Genomic DNA, 15,999 nt, shown 5'->3' on the forward strand with positions numbered 1-15,999 from the left:
CCTGCTTACCCTTTCGCGCCCGATGCGCTAGGCAGGGGCATGGCGACGTTCTCGCCACAGCTCTAGTCTGCCCACGAGTTTGCTGAAGGCCTTCGTCATGACCGACCGACGCCCCCTGCTCCGCGCTCTCTACGACGCCGCCGTTGCCGCTGCCCATCCGAACACGATCCTGGCGCCGCATCTGCGCCCCGCGCCGAAGGGCCGCGTGATCTGCCTCGCCGCCGGCAAGGGCGCGGCCGCGATGGCTGCGGCTGCGGAGCGGCATTATCTCGACACGCTCAAGCTCGCGCCGGAGCGGCTCCTCGGCATCGCCACCACGCGCCACGGCTATGGCGTGCCGACACGCCGCATCCGCGTGGTCGAGGCCGGCCATCCCGTGCCGGATGAGGCTGGCCTCAAGGGCGCCGCCGACACGCTCGCGCTCGCGGGCGAAGCCGGACCTGACGATCTGCTGCTGGTGCTGCTCACCGGCGGCGGCTCGGCGAACTGGATCGCGCCGGTGGACGGCATCAGCTTTGCGCAGAAGCAGGCGGTCAACAAGGCGCTGCTGCGCTCGGGCGCGCCGATCGGCGAGATGAACATCGTCCGAAAACATCTCTCGCGCATCAAGGGCGGACGGCTGGCGCGCGCAGGCCAGAACGCCGCCGAGATCGTGACGCTCGCGATCTCCGACGTGCCGCATGACGATCCTTCCGCGATCGCCTCGGGCCCGACCGTACCCGATCCGACCACGCTCGCGGACGCACGCGCCATCGTCGCAAAATACAGGCTCGCCATCGACGATGCCGTGCGCCGTGCGCTCGACGATCCCGCCAACGAAAGCGCCAAGCCGGGCGATGCCGCCTTTGCGCGCGCGCATTTCGAATTGATCGCGCGGCCGAAGCAATCGCTCGACGCTGCGGTGAAGCTCGCGAAGGACGCCGGCTACGAGACCATCGATCTCGGCGCCGATCTCGAAGGCGAGGCCCGCGATGTCGCCGCCGAACACGCCAGGCTCGCGCTGCAGGCCCGCGCGCAAGGCAAGCGCGTCGCGATCCTCTCCGGCGGCGAGCTCACGGTGACCGTGCGTGGCAATGGCCGCGGCGGCCCGAACCAGGAATATGCGCTGGCGCTCGCCGGGCTGCTTAAGGACACGCCAAACGTCTCCGCACTCGCCGGTGACACCGACGGCGCGGACGGCGGCGCCGGCCATCCCACCGACCCCGCCGGCGCGCTGATCGATGCGGCGACGTTTGCGAAGATGACAGCGCTGGGGCTCGCACCGCAGGCGTATCTGGACAACAACGACGCGACGACGTTCTTCGAGGCGACGGGGGATCTTCTCTTGCCTGGGCCGACGCTGACGAATGTGAACGATATCAGGGTGATTTTGGTGGATTGAGGCGCGCCAGCCTCAATGACGGTGTCATTCCCCGCGAAGGCGGGGAATCCAGTACGCCGCGGCTTCTCCGTATCCCACTACGGCCTCTGGATTACTGGATCGCCTGCCTTCGCGGGCGATGACAGCGGAGAATGTGGATCGGCCGCCCGACAGCCGGGCCTCAGAACTCGTTCGCGATCTTCGACAGCATCGCGATCAGGGCTTCGCGGTTCGCCTGTCCCAGCAGCTCGTTCAGCCGCGACTCGTGCTTGGTGGCGACGAGTTTCTTCGCCCGCGTCAGCACGGCCTTGCCCTTGTCGGTCAAGACCAGGATGTGCGAGCGGCGGTCGTTGGTGGAGCGGATCCGGGCGCAGAGGTCGCGGCTCTCGAGATTGTCGAGCAGGGCGACGAAATTCGGCCGGAGGATGCCGAGGGTGGAGGCGATCTCGGTCTGGTTACGGCCCGGGTTCTTCTCCACCAGCAGCAGCACCGAGAACTGCGCCGGCGTCAGCTGGAGCGAGGCCATGCAGCGCAGGAAGTTCTCGAACACCTTGAGCTGGGCGCGCTTGAGCACGTAGCCGAGCTGTTCCGAGAGCTCGCCGAGCTGGAGGGCTTCGGGCAGGCCCTCGGCGGCATCCTTGCGGCCCTTGGTCGCGTCACCGGGCTTTTCGGAGGACTTTTCAGCGGTTTTGGAAACGGTCATCGCCTCATGCTCGCAATCCCGCTAAATTCGGGACGGGTCGTTTGCTACCCTTGAGATTATATTTGATAATTGTTATGGACCATATCAAATATCGTCAGCGTATTTCAATGGCTGTGAACGGACCATCCGCCGCGATCGCGGAGACCGGTCCGGATCGTTGAGGGGGAGCGTCCGGTCTTGAACACCACCATCATGCTGTTCCTGCTGCAGGACGGCATTACCAATGGCGCGATCTATGCGCTGCTCGGCCTGGCGCTGGTGCTGGTGTTCGCCGTCACCCGCGTCATCCTCATCCCCCAGGGCGAATTCGTCACCTATGGCGCGCTGACCTATGCCTCGCTGGCCTCGGGCCAGATGCCGGGCACGGCCAAGCTTGCGCTGGCCATGGGCATCGGCGCCTGCGCCTTCGACCTGTTCGTGGCGCGCAAGGCGCTGCATGGCCGGCTGATCGTCCGCAGCGTCCTCGCCAACATCGTGCTGCCGGCCATCGTGCTGGCGGTGACGATCACCTTCGCCGGCCAGAAGCCGCCGGTGGCGGTCTGCATCGCGCTGTCGCTGGTGATCGTGGCCATGATCGGCCTCTATCTCTACCGCATCGCGTTCCAGCCGCTGGCCCACACCTCGGTGCTGGTGCTGCTGATCGCCTCCGTCGGCGTCCACCTCGCGCTGCAGGGACTAGGCCTCCTATTCTTCGGCGCCGAAGGCCAGCGCGGACCGCCGGTGTTATCCGGCGCCTTCACCGCGGGCTCGCTGCGCTTCACTGGCCAGAGCCTCACGGTCTACGGCATCACCATCGCCTTCATCGTCGGGCTCTGGCTGTTCTTCGGGCTCACGCTTTACGGCAAGGCACTGCGCGCCACCGCGGTCAACCGGCTAGGGGCGCGGCTCGCCGGCATCCGCACTACGCTGTCGGGCCAGATCGCCTTCCTGCTGGCCTCCATCATCGGCGCGTTGTCGGGCATCATGATCGTACCGATCACGACGCTCTACTATGACTCGGGCTTCCTGATCGGCCTGAAGGGCTTTGTCGCCGCGATCATCGGCGGCCTCGTCAGCTATCCCCTCACTGCGGTCGCAGCCGTCTTCGTCGGCATCGTCGAGGCGTTCTCGTCCTTCTATGCCTCCAACTACAAGGAGGTGATCGTGTTCATGCTCCTGATCCCCGTGCTGCTGTTGCGCTCGCTCGCCGCGCCCGCCGTCGAAGAAGAGAAGGACTGAGGCTGAGATGCAGAGTCGGCTTCCCATCCTCGTCTTCGCAGTCTTGATGGCGGCGATCCCGTTCGTCCCGGGCATGCCGCCGTTCTGGATCGTGCTGCTCGACAATATCGGCCTCACCGCGCTGGTCGCGATGGGCCTCGTGCTGCTCACCGGTGTCGGAGGCCTGACCTCGTTCGGACAAGCGGCTTTCGTCGGCTTCGGCGCCTACACCACGGCGCTGCTGACGACGGCTTACGGCCTGTCGCCCTGGCTGACCTTGCCGCTGTCGCTCGTGGTCAGTGGATTGCTCGCGGTGCTGCTCGGCCTGGTTACGGTCCGCCTCTCAGGCCATTACCTGCCGCTCGGCACGCTGGCCTGGGGCCTCGGCCTGTTCTACCTCTTCAGCAAGCTCGAATTCCTCGGGCGTAACGACGGCATCTCGGCGATCCCGCCGCTGTCGATCGGCTCGTTCAGGATGCTCGATCCCGGCTCGATCTACTTTGCGATCTGGGTCGCGGTGATCCTCTCGGCCCTGCTCACGATGAACCTGCTGGATTCCCGCACCGGCCGCGCCATCCGCGCGCTGCGGCGCGGCCATGTCGCGGCCGAAGCGTTCGGCGTGCACACGCCGCGCGCAAAGCTCCTGGTGTTCATCCACGCCGCCGTGCTGGCCGGCCTCTCCGGCTGGCTCTACGCGCATCTCCAGCGCGCGGTGAACCCGACGCCGTTCGGCGCGCAGGCCGGCATCGAATATCTCTTCATCGCGGTGGTCGGCGGCGCCGGCTATGTCTGGGGCGGTGTGCTGGGCGCCGCCATCGTCGTGATCCTGAAGGAAGTGCTGCAGAGCTATCTGCCGCTGATCGTGCCCGGCTCCGGCCAGGTCGAGACCATCGTGTTCGGCATCATGCTGGTGGCCCTGCTCCAGCTCGCGCCGGGCGGCGTCTGGCCCTGGCTGATGTCGTTCCTGCCCGAGGCTACCCGTGGCAGGAAACCGGACACCTCGCTGAAGCTCGAGGCGCGCCCCCGCTCGCCCGACCAGTCCAGCGTGCTGCTTCAGGTCGAGAAGGCCCGCAAACAATTCGGCGGCGTGGTCGCGGTCAACAACGTCTCCTTCGACGTCCAGGCCCGCGAGATCGTCGCGCTGATCGGCCCCAACGGCGCCGGCAAGAGCACCACCTTCAACCTGATCACCGGCGTGCTGTCGGCGACCTCGGGCTCGATCTCGGTGCTCGGCAAGAAAGTGGATCGCGCGCCGCCGCAGGAGATCGTCAAGCTCGGCATCAGCAGAACCTTCCAGCACGTCAAGCTCGTCCCCGACATGACCGTGCTGGAGAATGTCGCGATCGGCGCGCATCTGCGCGGCCATTCCGGGCCGCTCGCCTCGATGCTGCGTCTCGACCGCGCCGATGAGGCAAAACTGCTTGCGGAAGCCGCCCGCCAGATCGAGCGCGTCGGCCTCGCCGACCAGATGCATCAACTCGCAGGATCATTGTCGCTCGGCCAGCAGCGCATCGTCGAGATCGCGCGCGCCCTGTGCGTCGATCCGATGCTGCTGCTGCTCGACGAGCCCGCCGCCGGCCTGCGCCACATGGAAAAGCAGCAGCTTGCGAAACTGCTGCGCGACCTGCGCGACGGCGGCATGAGCGTGCTGCTGGTCGAGCACGACATGGGCTTTGTGATGAATCTCGCCGACCGCATCGTCGTACTGGATTTCGGCACCAAGATCGCGGAAGGCTCGCCCGCCACGATCAAGACCAATCCCGAAGTGATCAAGGCCTATCTCGGAGTGGCGGCATGAGCGCGCTGTTGTCCGTCACCGACGCGCATGTCGCCTATGGCAAGGTCGAGGCCGTGCGCTCGGTCGCGCTCGAAGTCGGCGAGAACCAGATCGTCACCATCGTCGGCGCCAACGGCGCCGGCAAGACCACGCTGCTGTCGGCCATCATGGGCATCCTGCCGTTGAAGGGCCGTGTCGCCTTTGCCGGCCAGGACCTGGCCCGGCTCGACATCGAGGACCGCGTCGCGATGGGGCTTGGCCTCGTGCCCGAGCACCGCGAATTGTTCGTGACCATGAATGTCGAGGACAATCTTGAGCTGGGTGCTTTCCGCATCGAGAGAAGCAAGGCAAAGGCCTCGATGGAGCAGGTCTATGCGCTGTTTCCGCGGCTGAAGGAGCGGCGCAAGCAGTTCGCCGGCACGCTCTCCGGCGGCGAGCAGCAGATGCTCGCCATGGGCCGCGCGCTGATGGGCGCGCCCAAACTCTTGATGCTGGACGAGCCGAGCCTGGGCCTTGCGCCGATCATCGTCGCCGATATTTTCCGCATCATCACCGAGCTGCGCGCCAGCGGCGTCTCCGTGCTGCTGGTCGAGCAGAATGCGCAGGCCGCGCTGAAGATCGCCGACCAGGCCTATGTGATGGAGCTCGGCGAGTTCGTGCTCAGCGGCAAGGCCAGCGATATCGCGGCGAACGAGCGGGTGGCGGCCAGCTATCTCGGCTTCCAACACGAAGGTGAGAGCGCAATCTAACTACGCGCGCTGCGCCGTCCGCACAAAGCCCCAGGCGGCGATCGCGGCCATCAGCAGCGAGATCAGCACGTTGTAGCCGGCGAGCGAGAGGCCGAGGAAACGCCACTGCACCTCGTCGCAGCGCACCACCTTGACGGTGTCGAGCCGCGACAGCAGATCGCCTGCGCTGCCGAGATTGACGACCGGCCCGCTACAATCGGTCGGGCCCTTCCAGAACCCCCATTCGACGCCCGAGTGATAGGTGCCGAGGCCGGCATTGGCGAGCGCCGCCAGCGCGAGGATCGCGAGCCCGGCCAGCAGCAGCGGCCGCGGCGCGCCGCTCCGGGCCGCAAGCATGGTGAGCGCACCGAGCGGGATCGCGAGATAATAGGCATAGCGCTGCTCGAGGCAGAGCGGACAGGGCAGGATCTCCAGCACGAGCTGGAAGAACCAAGCCCCCGCGATCGTCGCCGCCGCGATCAGGGTGACGGCCAGCGAGGCGGTCAGCGCAGGGCTACTTGCGGCCGGTCGAAATGCGGGTATTGCGGCACTCTGGGTCGTCACGGCGGCCTCTCCGGATCAGGCTTGGCTTTAAGGCTCTAACCCCGGCCCACGCCCCTGTCGAGAACGCCCGGGATCACTTTGGCGCGGGTTGACCCCGGTTTCTCCATGGCTATAGTCCGCCGGCTTCGCGAGGCTCCTTCCCGGGTCCGACCGAGGGCCCCTGTGGCGGAACTGGTAGACGCGCTCGACTCAAAATCGAGTTCCGCAAGGAGTGCTGGTTCGATTCCGGCCAGGGGCACCACGGAAGAAATCATAATAATAACAATAACTTAAGCTGCTGGTTCGATTCCGGATTTCTCCGGAAAACTTTCGCGATGCATTGAAAATACAAGCAAAAGCCCACTGCAGCCGTCCGCTTTGCTGGTATTTTTGCTGGTATCGCCAAGCCAAACGCGCCGCGGCGGATTTCGATACTCCCGACGAGGGAATTAAGCGCCGGCATGCCCCGTTCACCGCTTTACGCGTGACGTTCGGACGTCAATCTCAAATGACTAACCCCGAGTTGGCTGGCCATAGAGGAACGCGAACGCGTTCACGATTGCTTCGATGCTGATCAGGCTCGGCCGAGCATCGCGCGGCGGCGTGAGCGAAGGTTTTGGAATCGCGCATTTGCCCCTAAGCCCGCATTGCCGTCCGCCCGCGCTGATCCAGGAAAATCCGTGTTGTAAGAATTAACGGACTGTTTCCATGACCGACATCGCACAGTTGAACCAAGGCCGCTTCTATTGGGTACTGGTCCGCTCGAGCACGAAAGACCCGGAGTGGCAACCGGCGCGCTTCACCGGCGTAGCTGGCCACGGCGCCGGCGCGACGTGGGACTTCATCGGCTTCAACAGCGACGTCGGTCACTACTTCGTCGAGGTTATCGAGATCGGCCCGGAGCTCACCGACGGTCCCTGATTGAAGTGAATGCCCCGAACCCCCTCACGCTGAAATTCCACCGCCAAACACTTCGCGACGCCATCGAAGATCAGGTCCATCGGCCAAGGTCTCAGCGAAGCGGCACGACCCGTGACTTGAAAGCTAACGGACCAGCTCCGCCCCCGTCGTGTCGAATGGTCCGACACGCGGCTCGCGCACGCATTCCCAGACTGGGTCGGGATCAAGGTCGATCCCGGCCGCTTTTCTCCTGCGCGCCGCTGCTCGATGAGCAAATAAGATCAGCACTCAAAAAAAGCGCGACCTGCACCGCTTGTCAGCTAACGCAGCTCGTAAGCTATGCTGTCGTGATCGCGATGGGGCCTTGGTCGCTGCTGCCCGCCGCGTGGTTGGATCTGCCAGCTGTCTTGGCCAGCGCGCGACAACGAGAAATGCTAGAGATCAGAATCAGTCGTCACGTCTATCGGTAGACCGTTGGTCTCGACCCGCAAGCAGTCGCCGAATGTGATCAAGCACCGATCGATAGTCTAGGCCACCTTCGGGCGCCTCATTACACAGGTCGCCTGCCAGTTGCAGGACTTTAGCAATAGTGCCGCCGAGCAGAACCTTGATAGTCGGATGGTTGGTCCTCAACCAGGACGCCAGGGTAAATCCGCCCTCACTCGCCACGCCTTTCACGTCCATGAGCACAACGTCTATGCTCTCTCTTCCAGTGGAAACTGCTCTACTCGCCTCGGTGGCATTGACCGCCTCCAAGACGCGATAACCGCAATCGCGAAGATATTGGGCAAGGGGCTGCCGCACGAGAATGTCGCGCTCCACCACCAAAATCGTTGCAGGTTCCATTGATTTTCACCGTATCGAGCTTGTGATGAGCCGCACGACTCCGGTCGGCTCGTATGGCTTAGGTACGAACTTTCCTAACCGGCTCGCCGCGCCCTCCAACTCCAGGTTTCCAGAGCAGATAAGCACCGGCATCAGCGGGTACTTGGCCCGAACCCGTTCGGCCAGCGCGAGCCCATCGAGAATGCCCGGTGTCTGGATGTCAGTGAACACCAGATCGATTGGCTCGCCGGATTCGATGAACTCCATCGCAGCATCGGCGCACGCGGCCTCGATTACCTGAAAGCCGGCGTGTCGAAGCGTCGCGGCAATGTCTATGCGGACGAAAAGCTCATCTTCGACGAGCAAGACTCGGACCGGCCCCGCATCGAGCTCTTGCAAGGGAACCACTCCCATGGCTGGCCTCCGTTATTGAACTTTCAATGGGGTCCCGGGCCCTTTGTTCCTGACCAGCCAACTGGGACACGGTGTCCTTCATGTGCACTCACAGACGACCGTCAACAGGCCGCGCGAAAGTTGGCACCCGTCGAGAGCTTTCGGCGGTCGATCGCGCGGTCCTGTTGCGAGTTCGTCAAACCAGACACGCGCTCGAGTCCTGAACGTCGGCATTCCCTTGATCTTCACTTTCCGTCACGGCGCGGCCTCGACGGCATGCACCGCGACAAATCCGGTAAGGTCTTGTCGCTGATCAATGCCGCGCGACATTGGCGCCTCGATCGGCATATCGGTCGCGAATAATGTGCCGGCGCGGGACCATCTTTGGCGCACGACGTTTCGGATTCCCGCTCCCCGCAATGGAGGCATTCCGGGCTGAAGCAAGCGCGAGCCTCGCGGTTGCGATCTTTGCGGGCACTTATCTGGTCATCGCTATCGGCACGTTGCCGCGAGGGGCAATTGCGTCAGCCACATCATCTACTTCTGCTCAACACTTGAGCTTGCCGGAACCAAAGGATGACGCTTCGATGAAGTGGCGGTCCTTGGCGTGACACCTAGTCTCCTCTAAGACTAGCCTCAAGCCATCCACCGCAACGGCGCCCCCGTCGGACGTATCACCCGGCGGGGGTTTCGCCTTTGTCGTTTGTCCGGCGTCGCTAGACCGATCTCATGGCAACGGAGACAGATTATTACATCATGACCTTCGAATCCGGCGACAGTCTCGGTCGTTGGGGCTGGGAACTGAGGCGGCGCAGCAGGCCCATGGGAGTGAAAATCGGCGATCGCGGTTACCAGTCCCAAACAGCGGCAGAATACGCTGGCAAAATAGCCCTCGCGAGATTTTTGGATGAGCTTGCAAAGGAAGAAAGACGGAGCCGTTAGCTGGCGTCGCTTATCCGGGGTGGAGCCGTTCGCATTGCCTGCCCGCGTTGCTATGATAACCGCTGGGTCTGCGAGGCCCATCCCGCCTCGGGAGTGAGGCCCGCGCGCATGCTGTTGCGGAGCGGCTGGCGCGCTCTGCCCGTATGCATCGCACTGACCAGGGCCCCCCAAATTTGCATAAAGCTCTGATGTTTAATCGGAGACTGGGGTGCATCTTTTTTGCTGAAGCGGAATCAAACGAGAACCCAAATCCGAAAGAAGTACGTCAAGGGACCGTCAATATCGCCACTTTCGTTTTTGCACAAACCTTCGAAATGCAGACGGAGCCGGATCCGGCGAAGCTGACGCCCCTGATTGCCATCAATTGTAACATTGGCGCGGGACTGGCCGGTCGGTTCTAGAGAAGAGAATGCAGCAGAGTCCCGAAGGGGGAGGTACTCAGCCCAGGTAAGGTATATGCGATGCCTGACGTCGTGGTCGTGTCGTATTCCTGAGCGAGGGGCCTAGTGCAAGGTGCAATCAGACGTTGAGCATCTTCGGCCACGACCTGACGTCACCTCCGATTGGCATCTTGATCCACATTGCGATGGTCGAGCTGCGCGCCCCGTCGGATTCGGCGGCTAACTGGCACCGGTGTTCGGTTAGGCCGCAATCAGTGCGGCTTTGCCTCCGTCTCCCGCGCCAACTTCCTCCACTCATCAGCGAGCTCGAGCCAACCCTCTTTGAAGGGGCTCACGGTGGCTCGAGCCATTTGATTGCACAGCTCGGCTTGCACGCGGTAGTGCTCCGCTAGAACGGCGGAAGGGGCTACGTCGGACAAGCGCAGTCTCATTGCTTGATGTCCTTTTTCCGAGCCAGCGCGTTATCGCGCAAAGCTTGCTGGAATATAGACCCCGTGGCACGCATGCCGTGCCTGACCCAGGCTGTGCCGCAAGAGTGCCGCCGCATGGACGTGCCGGTTCGGCGTTTGGTCGGGTGGCGGGTTGGACGATCCAATCTACGCTCCGATATTGCTGACAATTGCTATCGGAAAAACCCCAAACTGGCCGACGCCGGGGAGCCGAGGCCAGCCCGCGGCGAATTTGAGCCTCAGACCTGCTTTCGCTTCTTCGGCTTGTCCTCAAACCACTCCACGTGCCGGACTTTGAAGGCCTTAGTGCCGCCCGGCGCGTCGACCAGCACGGTTGTTCCCTTGGTCTTACCGATCAATGCCCTGGCGATGGGAGAAGTCACTGAAATTCTTCCTCTGCTCGCATCAGCTTCCGGCTCGCCGACGATCTGCCAAGTCCGTTTCTCACCGGTATCATCGTCGATTAGCGTCACGGTAGCACCAAATTTGATCGTATTGCCGGAAAGCTTGGATACGTCGACGATTTCTGCCAGCGCGAGCTTGTCTTCTAGCTCGGCGATCCGGGCCTCATTGACGTTTTGCTCCGCCTGCGCAGCCTGATATTCGGAGTTCTCCACCAAGTTGGCATCATCGGCGATCGCCTGTTGAATTCGCTGAACCAAACGAGGTCGCTCGATCCTGATGCGGCCCCTTAGTTCATCTTCAAGAGCGGCGTGACCCGCGGCCGTCATCGGAAGCCTTATCATCGCGCACCAACCCATTCCCCGAGTTTGCTTCAAAGCTTCAAGGCCAAGGGGAATGCAGACGCTAACAGCCCTTCAAAGGTTGACAGCCGTTCGCGAAGGCGTTTCTCCACAATTTCTCGTTCAGCATCGACGAGCTCAGTCTGGAGCAGCCTACGACAGCGCCAGATGTCGTTCCGTACGGATCTGATCTCACTGAAGCTGTCATCAATCGTAGACATCACCGAACCCACTGACCCTTAAGCCCTGTCAGCTCTGCAGTTCTTCAGCGAGTCGCCGCTCTATGAAGGTGCGTTCAACGTCAGTCAATTGTGTGTTCAGGAGCTTTCGATATCGCCGCACATTTGCTTCGCGAGTCCATCGCAAATGATTTGCTGTGCGCGGCGCCGGCATCGACCGATGCCGCCTGGTGGCTGCGTGCCTTCCGAACATACGCTGCGGTCTGTCCGACGCAGTGCAATCAAGCTTGCTGAGACGAGGAAGCCGCATGGCCAATCCCCCGCGTGGCGGTGGATCGTCCTCGTCCTCAAGCTGCTTCAGCGCCGCCAGGATGCTGTCCAAACGGAGTCTGTGCGGGAGACCCGGGACCTCACGAAGGGCGGGCTGGGATTCGACGGTGTACATATCCGATGCCCAGGACGACAAGATTACTCGCTTTTCGTCGGTGGACAGCTTGAAATCACCCAAGACATCGTCGGGTGAATTGTAATGAGATGCCGGGTGGAAAACGGGCCCAACATTGTTGGCGGTGCGATTGGCTTGGCTCATGTCGTGTCTCCTTTTGCTCCTTTCGTGGAGAGACAGGTTGATCTGAGAGGAGGTTGAAGGCGGCGGCCACGCCGCCGCCTTCTTGCTTTCAGTTGGTATTGATCGCGATACGCTTGACGTTGCGGTTTGACTGCTCAGACTTCGGAAGCGTTACAGTGAGGACGCCGTTCTTGAAGTCGGCTTGCGCCTTGTCTTCTTCGACGCCCTCCAGCGAAATCTGGCGTTCGAACGATCCGTAGTAGCGTTCGCTGACGAACTTCGAGTCGTCGCTGCGGTCGGCCTTCTTCTCGCCGCGGATCGAAAGAACGCCGTTGGCGATCTCGACCTGAACGTCCCTTTCGTTGAGACCTGGAAGTTCGGCCGTAACCGTGACCGACTTGTCGGTTTCGCTGAGTTCGAGCCGAGGCCAGGTGAATTGGCCCTCCATCAAAGGATTGCCGAAGCGACCGAGCGGGCCGAACCCGCGAAAGACGTCGTCGAAAAGCCGGTTCATCTCGCGGTGAAGCGTGAGAAACGGATCGAAAGGCTCCTGACGGGTTGGGAGCTGCTGACCTTTCGTCCACGGAACAAGATCACGAATACCCATGATATCCTCCTTGACATGAAGCTGGTCGACGCCCGGACAAATTGCGGCCCGTGCGACGAGATCAAGCGAAAGGCGGGCTAAGCTGCCTTCTGCGTGATTTGCCCGGCCGGGGCGCCACCGCCGATGGCGATGCGCCGGGGCTTCATGGCCTCGGGGATTTCGCGGACGAGCTCGATCCGGAGCAGGCCGTTGTCGAACGCGGCAGTTTTCACCTGGACGTAGTCAGCAAGGTTGTATTGCCGCTTGAACGGCCGAGCCGAAATGCCCTGGTAGAGATATTCGTGCTGGTCCCTATCGCCCTTGCGGCCTTCCACGGTGAGCACGTTCTGCTCGGCCGTCACCGCGATCTCATCGGGGCCGAATCCGGCCAGCGCCAGCGAGATCTGATAGCGATCTTCGCCGAGCCGTTCGATGTTATAGGGCGGGTAACTGTCCTCGGTCCTGTGCTGGGTTTCGTCGAGGAGATCGAAAAGGCGGTCGAAGCCGATGCTCGAACGCCACAGGGGAGCGAAATCATAAGTCCTCATAGCCAAGTCCTCCTGAGAGCAAGATGGATACGAAGGAGCGCAAGACACCCGTGTCTGACGCCCTGTTCAGTTCACCGGACCCAAAGCTGGCGCCCGGCACCGCTGCAAGCGGCAAAAAACGACTTAGAAGAAGGGTAATCAATTTCAAGGGCGTCCCGAAAAATTTTTGCGGCGATTTTCCTTCGGTTAATTTTGCGTTGCAGCTTGCGCAGCGAGACCTTTCAGCCAAGTTTCGGCCTCGCTGACCAAGCGCATCAGCTGGCGGCGTTCTTCGGTCGAGGGATCGTCGCGCAGTTTTTTGCAATGCAGAATGACCCGCCGCTCGTTCGCGATCAGGAAACTGTGTGGAGCAGCGCAATATGTCGCGAGAGCAGCGAAGCCAAGCTCGATTGGATTTTACGTCGGAACGGCGATTTCGCAAACCAGCCCTTCCGCGCGCCAGTCAAAGAGCACCTTGCCGCCAAGTGGCCTGATGGTTCCTTCGATGAGGCGACTACCGAAGCCCTTGCGTTCGGGCGCATTTACTTTCGGACCGCCCAATTCGGTCCAGCGGAGTATTACCTGTCCATCCTGGGTGCGCGACCACGTCAATGCAATCCGGCCTTTCGCGTTCGATAGCGCTCCATACTTGGCAGCGTTGGTTGCCAATTCATGCAGAACCACAGCAATCGCCTGCGCAGCGGTGGGTTCTAATACGGTTTGCAGACCGTCCATCAGAATCCGCTTGTCGTGACCCTCCTGGAGATAAGGGGCAAGCTCCTGCTTGGCGATCGCCGAGACTTCCGCTCCTATCCACCGCGCTTCAACGAACAGCGAGTGAACATTTGCCATCGCTTGGATGCGCCCGCTGATCACTTCCTTGAGGCGCTCGCAGGTGTCGGACTGAGAAAGATTGATGATTGCCTGTACGTTCGCGAGGATGTTCTTGCTTCGGTGCTCCGCCTCGCGCGCCAGAACGCCAATCTGTTCCTGAGCTCGCTTGTGCTCGGTAATATCCCTCGCAATCTTTGATGCGCCAATGATGTTGCCGCGGGCATCTTTGACAGGAGAAATGGTCAGCGAAACGACGATTGAGCTACCATCTTTACGTCGCCGAACGGTCTCAAAATGGTCGATGCGCTCACCTCGTCGGATGCGGGTTAAAATCTCGCGTTCTTCGCTTTGTCGGTCCTCCGGAATCACAAGTGTAATGGGCTGGCCGATCGCCTCGGCGGCCGAATAGCCGAAGATGCGCTCAGCCCCCCTGTTCCAGCTTGTAATAATGCCGTCCAGATTTTTGCTAACGATCACATCGTCGCTATTCTCAACTATGGAGGCCAGCAGATTGGCCAAGCGCTCGGCACGTTCCAGGGCCGGCTCGCTGACGAGAGGTTCGCGTTGAAGCCCCGACTGTTCTTTAGGCGCCAATGGGGACCCCCAAAACTCGGATATGCACTGCAGTAGGTGCGCCAATCATAGCACTGAACGCAAAGGCAAGAGGTCTCCATTGGCACGGTTTCAGCGGAAATTGTCGGTGCCTTCGTCCAACTCGCATCCATCCGGCTATGGCTGGCTGCGCGTTTCGAGTCCGCGCCCTTAGGTCGTCCGGCCGGGCCGACCACCTAGATGGGGAAGATGATCCGTTACGGTTTTCAATGGCCAACATGAGCAAGAAAGCTTTCCAGCGCAACGCGGACTGTACTTTGGCGTCATCTAACCCGCTCGGCCAACGTCGCAGGTGAACGCCGGTCTCGTCCGCGTTCTATCCCAGGGTTCTCTGCTGCAGCCCGGGCGTGGCGCCAGTCTCAGCGCCAACGCCGAAGATCATCGAGCCGAAATTCCGAAGCCAGCAGCCTCACGATGGCAGGCGCGCTAACTCACCTGAATCTTGCGCGGCTTGGCCTGCTCCGCTTTGGGCAGCACGATCGTGACCACGCCATCTTTCATTTGGGCGCTGATTTTGCTCTGGTCGACCTTGTTGGAAATCTGAAAGCTGCGCGCGTAGTGACCTACGTTGTATTCGGTGTAGACGGGCTGCATCCCTTCATACTTCGAGAAATCAATCCGACCTTCAATAGTGACGACGTCATCCTCGACGCTCGCCTCGATGCTATTGCGATCGACGCCCGGCATCTCCAGCACGACCGTCAGCGCCTCGGGAGTCTCGAAAATGTCCGTCACTGGCACGAATGCCCGTCCCGGCGTCGTGCCTTCGGTTTTCTTCTCGACCTCGCGCTTCTGCTGGACCTGCAGTTCCTGGGACTCTGCCATGGTAGCCTCCCTAGCTTACCTTGATGGAACGCGGCTTGTCGGCCTCTGCCCGTGGTATGAACAGCGCGAGCATGCCATCGCGATACTCGGCCTTGATTCGATCAGGTTCGATCCGAATCGGCACCGATAACGTCCGGTCAAACACGCCACTGATACGCTCGCGGCGATGGACGCTTGCCTGCTCCCCATAGGCGATCGTCTTTTTGCCCCGGATGCGAATGGTATTTTCCTTCGCTTCGATCTCCAGATCGTTTTTGTCGACACCTGGTAGTTCGACGACAGCAACAAGGTCGCCATCCTTCTGAAACATATTGATTGGCGGGAAACTGCCGATCGCAGCCGTTCCGCGTCCCATCCAATCGCTCGCGACGCGCGCGTCGAGTGCGCGCTGCAGTGTCAGCAGCGCTTCAAACGGGTCACTAAAGCCAGCAAACATCTATTCCCTCCATTGACCGCCTTAAAAGGCAAGCAAAAGACACTCTTCGAACCACCATCAACGCCATGCGGGCCGCGAGTCGCTGCCCGCATGGCTGATGTAAGCAGCAATCAACTCAATGTCGGCGAGATCAGATCCTGAGGCGATTTCAGGATACCCCAGGGCGTGATGCTCGGGGACATGAGCGTATCGATCCTCAGTGTCGGCGCCGATGCCTTCCAGTTCATCCAAGGCATCGAGTCGAGATGCCGGATTGGCGGCAAAGGCAGGTTGTCGCCGGCTCTCGCCGCTGGCTGCTCTGGCGAACGCTCCGTTCCCCAAGCGGCCGGCGAGGGCAGCGTCAAGGCCGATGTCAGCAATGCTGTCATCAGGCTTTGACTGATGCGGCTGACGACGCGACTTTTCTCCGCACGAGCGGAGCCAATGGTTTGATCTCTGATCATCTCATCCTCCTATCGTTCGAAAAATTAC

General features: G+C 61.6%; 19 protein-coding genes and 1 tRNA gene. 8 read left to right on the plus strand and 12 right to left on the minus strand.

Going from position 1 to position 15,999, the window contains the following annotated elements:
- The first annotated feature begins 97 nt into the window (after nucleotides 1-97).
- Nucleotides 98-1,381 carry a glycerate kinase type-2 family protein gene (locus ACLFLU_RS37165; protein ID WP_426409610.1) on the plus strand — a complete coding sequence of 428 codons (1,284 nt, stop codon included), beginning with the start codon at nucleotides 98-100 and terminating at the stop codon, nucleotides 1,379-1,381.
- Nucleotides 1,382-1,541: 160 nt separating this feature from the next.
- Here the strand turns inward: ACLFLU_RS37165 and ACLFLU_RS37170 are convergent, their stop codons facing one another.
- Nucleotides 1,542-2,063 (minus strand): MarR family winged helix-turn-helix transcriptional regulator, encoded by a 522-nt coding sequence (locus ACLFLU_RS37170; RefSeq protein WP_426409611.1) that lies wholly within the window; start codon nucleotides 2,061-2,063, stop codon nucleotides 1,542-1,544.
- A 177-nt stretch (nucleotides 2,064-2,240) separates the two neighbouring features.
- Between ACLFLU_RS37170 and ACLFLU_RS37175 the strand changes: the two genes are divergently transcribed.
- From ACLFLU_RS37175 to ACLFLU_RS37185, 3 genes are read left to right on the plus strand one after another with little or no spacing between them, the layout of a single operon-like run.
- Nucleotides 2,241-3,281 carry a branched-chain amino acid ABC transporter permease gene (locus ACLFLU_RS37175; protein ID WP_426409612.1) on the plus strand — a complete coding sequence of 347 codons (1,041 nt, stop codon included), beginning with the start codon at nucleotides 2,241-2,243 and terminating at the stop codon, nucleotides 3,279-3,281.
- Nucleotides 3,282-3,288: 7 nt separating this feature from the next.
- Nucleotides 3,289-5,058, plus strand: coding sequence for an ABC transporter permease subunit (locus ACLFLU_RS37180; RefSeq protein ID WP_426409613.1), 1,770 nt, complete (start codon nucleotides 3,289-3,291; stop codon nucleotides 5,056-5,058).
- Nucleotides 5,055-5,786, plus strand: coding sequence for an ABC transporter ATP-binding protein (locus ACLFLU_RS37185; protein ID WP_426409614.1), 732 nt, complete (start codon nucleotides 5,055-5,057; stop codon nucleotides 5,784-5,786). The genes ACLFLU_RS37180 and ACLFLU_RS37185 overlap by 4 nt, the downstream gene beginning before the upstream one ends.
- Here the strand turns inward: ACLFLU_RS37185 and ACLFLU_RS37190 are convergent, their stop codons facing one another.
- Complete coding sequence (locus ACLFLU_RS37190; protein WP_426409615.1) at nucleotides 5,787-6,329, minus strand: disulfide bond formation protein B; 543 nt, start codon at nucleotides 6,327-6,329, stop codon at nucleotides 5,787-5,789. It lies immediately after the preceding gene.
- 156 nt (nucleotides 6,330-6,485) lie between these two features.
- On the opposite strand from ACLFLU_RS37190, the gene ACLFLU_RS37195 reads away from it, so the two are divergent.
- Nucleotides 6,486-6,570, plus strand: a tRNA-Leu gene (locus tag ACLFLU_RS37195).
- 446 nt (nucleotides 6,571-7,016) lie between these two features.
- Nucleotides 7,017-7,229 (plus strand): hypothetical protein, encoded by a 213-nt coding sequence (locus tag ACLFLU_RS37200; RefSeq protein ID WP_298366444.1) that lies wholly within the window; start codon nucleotides 7,017-7,019, stop codon nucleotides 7,227-7,229.
- 426 nt (nucleotides 7,230-7,655) lie between these two features.
- On the opposite strand, the gene ACLFLU_RS37205 is transcribed toward ACLFLU_RS37200, so the two are convergent.
- Both ACLFLU_RS37205 and ACLFLU_RS37210 read right to left on the minus strand, forming a co-directional pair.
- Entirely contained in the window at nucleotides 7,656-8,054 is a 399-nt protein-coding gene (locus ACLFLU_RS37205) for a response regulator (protein WP_426409616.1), read from the minus strand.
- 6 nt (nucleotides 8,055-8,060) lie between these two features.
- Complete coding sequence (locus ACLFLU_RS37210; RefSeq protein WP_298366440.1) at nucleotides 8,061-8,447, minus strand: response regulator; 387 nt, start codon at nucleotides 8,445-8,447, stop codon at nucleotides 8,061-8,063.
- 1,064 nt (nucleotides 8,448-9,511) lie between these two features.
- Here ACLFLU_RS37210 and ACLFLU_RS37215 point away from each other — a divergent pair.
- Entirely contained in the window at nucleotides 9,512-9,769 is a 258-nt protein-coding gene (locus ACLFLU_RS37215; RefSeq protein ID WP_426409617.1) for a flagellar biosynthesis regulator FlaF, read from the plus strand.
- Between the two features lie 688 nt (nucleotides 9,770-10,457).
- On the opposite strand, the gene greA is transcribed toward ACLFLU_RS37215, so the two are convergent.
- From greA to ACLFLU_RS37235, 4 genes are all read right to left on the minus strand, one after another.
- Nucleotides 10,458-10,964 carry a transcription elongation factor GreA gene (greA, locus tag ACLFLU_RS37220; RefSeq protein WP_426409618.1) on the minus strand — a complete coding sequence of 169 codons (507 nt, stop codon included), beginning with the start codon at nucleotides 10,962-10,964 and terminating at the stop codon, nucleotides 10,458-10,460.
- A gap of 246 nt (nucleotides 10,965-11,210) precedes the next feature.
- Complete coding sequence (locus ACLFLU_RS37225; protein WP_298366436.1) at nucleotides 11,211-11,729, minus strand: hypothetical protein; 519 nt, start codon at nucleotides 11,727-11,729, stop codon at nucleotides 11,211-11,213.
- Nucleotides 11,730-11,817: 88 nt separating this feature from the next.
- Nucleotides 11,818-12,315 carry an Hsp20/alpha crystallin family protein gene (locus tag ACLFLU_RS37230; protein WP_426409619.1) on the minus strand — a complete coding sequence of 166 codons (498 nt, stop codon included), beginning with the start codon at nucleotides 12,313-12,315 and terminating at the stop codon, nucleotides 11,818-11,820.
- A 77-nt stretch (nucleotides 12,316-12,392) separates the two neighbouring features.
- Nucleotides 12,393-12,842 (minus strand): Hsp20 family protein, encoded by a 450-nt coding sequence (locus ACLFLU_RS37235; protein WP_426409620.1) that lies wholly within the window; start codon nucleotides 12,840-12,842, stop codon nucleotides 12,393-12,395.
- Nucleotides 12,843-12,865: 23 nt separating this feature from the next.
- Between ACLFLU_RS37235 and ACLFLU_RS37240 the strand changes: the two genes are divergently transcribed.
- Nucleotides 12,866-13,087, plus strand: coding sequence for a hypothetical protein (locus ACLFLU_RS37240; RefSeq protein WP_426409621.1), 222 nt, complete (start codon nucleotides 12,866-12,868; stop codon nucleotides 13,085-13,087).
- A gap of 151 nt (nucleotides 13,088-13,238) precedes the next feature.
- Here ACLFLU_RS37240 and ACLFLU_RS37245 read toward each other — a convergent pair whose 3' ends face one another.
- The 4 genes from ACLFLU_RS37245 to ACLFLU_RS37260 all read right to left on the minus strand — a co-directional run bounded on the left by ACLFLU_RS37245 (nucleotide 13,239) and on the right by ACLFLU_RS37260 (nucleotide 15,971).
- The gene (locus tag ACLFLU_RS37245; RefSeq protein WP_426409622.1) at nucleotides 13,239-14,249 is read right to left on the minus strand and encodes a PAS domain S-box protein; all 1,011 of its coding nucleotides are present in this window, start codon (nucleotides 14,247-14,249) and stop codon (nucleotides 13,239-13,241) included.
- Nucleotides 14,250-14,693: 444 nt separating this feature from the next.
- On the minus strand, nucleotides 14,694-15,092 hold the full coding sequence (locus ACLFLU_RS37250) for an Hsp20/alpha crystallin family protein (protein ID WP_172648795.1): 399 nt from the start codon (nucleotides 15,090-15,092) through the stop codon (nucleotides 14,694-14,696).
- Nucleotides 15,093-15,102: 10 nt separating this feature from the next.
- Nucleotides 15,103-15,528, minus strand: coding sequence for an Hsp20/alpha crystallin family protein (locus tag ACLFLU_RS37255; protein ID WP_426409623.1), 426 nt, complete (start codon nucleotides 15,526-15,528; stop codon nucleotides 15,103-15,105).
- A 110-nt stretch (nucleotides 15,529-15,638) separates the two neighbouring features.
- On the minus strand, nucleotides 15,639-15,971 hold the full coding sequence (locus tag ACLFLU_RS37260) for a hypothetical protein (protein WP_426409624.1): 333 nt from the start codon (nucleotides 15,969-15,971) through the stop codon (nucleotides 15,639-15,641).
- Nucleotides 15,972-15,999 lie beyond the last annotated feature (28 nt).

Origin of the sequence: Bradyrhizobium ganzhouense (genome assembly GCF_049949285.1) — a bacterium.
GTDB lineage: Bacteria > Pseudomonadota > Alphaproteobacteria > Rhizobiales > Xanthobacteraceae > Bradyrhizobium > Bradyrhizobium ganzhouense.

Coding starts and splice junctions, on each gene's coding strand:
- ACLFLU_RS37215 (WP_426409617.1), top strand. CDS start 9,512: ATGCATCGCACTGACCAGGGCCCCCCAAATTTGCATAAAGCTCTGATG.
- ACLFLU_RS37170 (WP_426409611.1), bottom strand. CDS start 2,063: ATGACCGTTTCCAAAACCGCTGAAAAGTCCTCCGAAAAGCCCGGTGAC.
- greA (WP_426409618.1), bottom strand. CDS start 10,964: ATGATAAGGCTTCCGATGACGGCCGCGGGTCACGCCGCTCTTGAAGAT.
- ACLFLU_RS37210 (WP_298366440.1), bottom strand. CDS start 8,447: ATGGGAGTGGTTCCCTTGCAAGAGCTCGATGCGGGGCCGGTCCGAGTC.
- ACLFLU_RS37230 (WP_426409619.1), bottom strand. CDS start 12,315: ATGGGTATTCGTGATCTTGTTCCGTGGACGAAAGGTCAGCAGCTCCCA.
- ACLFLU_RS37255 (WP_426409623.1), bottom strand. CDS start 15,528: ATGTTTGCTGGCTTTAGTGACCCGTTTGAAGCGCTGCTGACACTGCAG.
- ACLFLU_RS37165 (WP_426409610.1), top strand. CDS start 98: ATGACCGACCGACGCCCCCTGCTCCGCGCTCTCTACGACGCCGCCGTT.
- ACLFLU_RS37260 (WP_426409624.1), bottom strand. CDS start 15,971: ATGATCAGAGATCAAACCATTGGCTCCGCTCGTGCGGAGAAAAGTCGC.
- ACLFLU_RS37240 (WP_426409621.1), top strand. CDS start 12,866: ATGGATACGAAGGAGCGCAAGACACCCGTGTCTGACGCCCTGTTCAGT.
- ACLFLU_RS37250 (WP_172648795.1), bottom strand. CDS start 15,092: ATGGCAGAGTCCCAGGAACTGCAGGTCCAGCAGAAGCGCGAGGTCGAG.
- ACLFLU_RS37235 (WP_426409620.1), bottom strand. CDS start 12,842: ATGAGGACTTATGATTTCGCTCCCCTGTGGCGTTCGAGCATCGGCTTC.
- ACLFLU_RS37180 (WP_426409613.1), top strand. CDS start 3,289: ATGCAGAGTCGGCTTCCCATCCTCGTCTTCGCAGTCTTGATGGCGGCG.
- ACLFLU_RS37225 (WP_298366436.1), bottom strand. CDS start 11,729: ATGAGCCAAGCCAATCGCACCGCCAACAATGTTGGGCCCGTTTTCCAC.
- ACLFLU_RS37185 (WP_426409614.1), top strand. CDS start 5,055: ATGAGCGCGCTGTTGTCCGTCACCGACGCGCATGTCGCCTATGGCAAG.
- ACLFLU_RS37200 (WP_298366444.1), top strand. CDS start 7,017: ATGACCGACATCGCACAGTTGAACCAAGGCCGCTTCTATTGGGTACTG.
- ACLFLU_RS37205 (WP_426409616.1), bottom strand. CDS start 8,054: ATGGAACCTGCAACGATTTTGGTGGTGGAGCGCGACATTCTCGTGCGG.